The organism is Desulfovibrio sp. 1214_IL3152, assembly GCF_036763055.1.
GTDB lineage: Bacteria > Desulfobacterota > Desulfovibrionia > Desulfovibrionales > Desulfovibrionaceae > Desulfovibrio.
In genome coordinates, this window is record NZ_JBAIYW010000165.1 from 1 (window position 1) to 2,279 (window position 2,279).

The 2,279-nt window shown below is 60.4% G+C and carries 2 protein-coding genes; one reads left to right on the forward strand and one right to left on the reverse strand.

Annotated elements, in window-relative coordinates; genetic code table 11:
• The coding region (locus tag V6C07_RS03295) for a hypothetical protein (RefSeq protein ID WP_333534948.1) at nucleotides 1–843 on the reverse strand (843 nt) is incomplete at its 3' end.
• Nucleotides 844–1,048: 205 nt separating this feature from the next.
• On the opposite strand from V6C07_RS03295, the gene tgt reads away from it, so the two are divergent.
• Nucleotides 1,049–2,188 (forward strand): tRNA guanosine(34) transglycosylase Tgt, encoded by a 1,140-nt coding sequence (tgt, locus tag V6C07_RS03300; RefSeq protein WP_333534949.1) that lies wholly within the window; start codon nucleotides 1,049–1,051, stop codon nucleotides 2,186–2,188.
• Nucleotides 2,189–2,279: the final 91 nt, after the last annotated feature.

Sequence of the window (2,279 nt, forward strand, 5' to 3'; positions counted from 1 at the left end):
ATTGAGGTTCTGCACGCCCTCATTGCCGACCCTGGCCCAGGAGCCTTGCACGTCGCTGTCTGTCAGCCACACCTGCACAAAGCGCAACCGCAGGGCAAGCCGCCGCAGGGTGGCGCTGTAAAGCCCCTCCACGCACTGGCAGACCACAGGAGCCGTGCAGCGCTTGCGCCCCGGCCTGTTGAGCACTATGCAAAGCAGCATCTGTGTGTTGGAAAGCCTGTGATAGCGCTCTGCTTCGTCCACATCGTCCATTTCCAGACGCGCGCCGCCCGCGGAAATATTTACCAGCCGGAGCTGCCCGGGACTGCCCTCGCGAAAGCTGAAATCCGGCTCACCCAGTTCGCGCCAATGGGAGGGCAGCCTGCCCCGCAGCCACAGGTCCACGGAACGCACCATCCCTACAGAGGGAAAAATCCGTTCGTGCCTGCGCAGCTCACGCTGCACATAGGCATCGGGCATGCCTATCTCTATCTTGCACTGCCTGCTTTCCGGGTCCACATGATTATGAATGATGCGGGTTTTGCACAAAAAACCCTGACGGGCCTCGGCAGCCGACATTTTGAATCTATGTATAAGCAGAGCGCGCGGCAGATTGAAATAGACAAGACACTGCTCGTCGTTAAGCACATCGGGCAAAAAACTGGCGTTGGACACAAGCAGTATGCTGGACGGCCGCATTTCTTTGATACGGCAGTACACGTCATCCATCTGGCGATTGCGGCTGGTAAAAAGAACCTCGATACAGACCTGACGAGCAAAGGCCGCGCCAAGCAGAGTCCCGAGCAGAGGCTTTTTGACGGCGGTCTGACCGAAAGCACGCCTGAAACGGTTGAAAAAAAGCATTTTCTGCCTCTTGCGGGGCTGCCCCCTGTTCGGGTCCAGAAGTGCACGGCCGGACAGACCGGCCTACGGATAGTAGATTTTTTTATTCCTACAGACGATCGTTGTCAAACGCCCAGACGGCCTGCCCGCGGGGCTTTATGCAGTGCCGCCCGGACGCATGCCGTACCCCTTGCGTCCAGGGCCGCTTGCATATACTGTGCGCGGCATGTCCGACACCATCTTTACCATTGAGCACACCGACGGAGCCGCCCGCGCGGGAACCCTGCGCACGGCGCACGGCACTATTCCCACACCTATTTTCATGCCCGTGGGTACGGTGGGTTCGGTCAAGGCCATTGCCCCTGACGACCTGGCGGCCATAGGCGCGCCCGTCATACTCGGCAATACCTACCACCTCTACCTTCGCCCCGGCGACGAGTTGGTGGCCCGGCGCGGCGGCCTGCACGAATTCGCCTCCTGGCCCGGCTCCATTCTTACGGACAGTGGCGGCTTTCAGGTGTTCAGCCTCAGTTCGCTGCGCAAAATCCGCGAAGAGGGGGTGGAGTTCCGCTCGCACCTTGATGGTTCACGGCACCTGTTCACGCCTGAAAAGGTTTTGCAGATACAGCGCAACCTCAATTCCGACATCATGATGGTGCTCGACGAGTGTGTGCCGTACGGCGCGGACTATGCCTATACCGAAAAATCCCTGGCCCTCACCACGCGGTGGGCCTTGCGCGCCCGTTCGGCCTACCCGGCCGGCACGGCGCACAATCTGCTTTTTGCCATTACCCAGGGCGGCTTTCACAAGGACCTGCGCACGCGCTCGGTGGAAGAACTTTGCGGCCTTGATTTTGACGGCTTTGCCATCGGCGGCCTTTCGGTAGGCGAACCCAAAGACAAGATGTACGACCTGCTCTACCACACCGCCCCCCAACTGCCGGGCAACAAGCCGCGCTATCTTATGGGCGTGGGCACGCCCCTGGATATCGCCAACGGCATCAATGCCGGGGTGGACATGTTCGACTGCGTGCTGCCCACCCGCAACGCGCGCAACGGCACGCTCTATACCTCGCAGGGCAAAATAAACATCCGGCGCAAGCAGTTTGCCGAAGACGACGGTCCCCTGGACCCCAACTGCCGCTGCTACACCTGCCGCACCTTTTCACGCGCCTATCTGCGCCACCTTTACGCCAGCCAGGAATTGCTCTCTTTCCGTCTCAATTCCCTGCACAACCTCACGTACTTTCTCGACCTGGCCCGCAATGCGCGGCAAGCCGTCATCGAGGGCCGTTACGCGGCATTTCTTGCGGGCATTGAGGCGCTCTATCCCGATGAAGCGGCCAGAGCCGCCGCCGGAGCGTAAAGCCGCGCCCCAGAATTGTTGCCGGACAAGCACAGGCCCGTTCCGGTTCAGCCATGTGGAGCAAACGATGTCCCGCATACCTGAACCGGGA

Bases quoted from the DNA above. Each gene is read 5' to 3' on its own strand.
- tgt (WP_333534949.1), top strand. From the start codon at position 1,049: ATGTCCGACACCATCTTTACCATTGAGCACACCGACGGAGCCGCCCGC.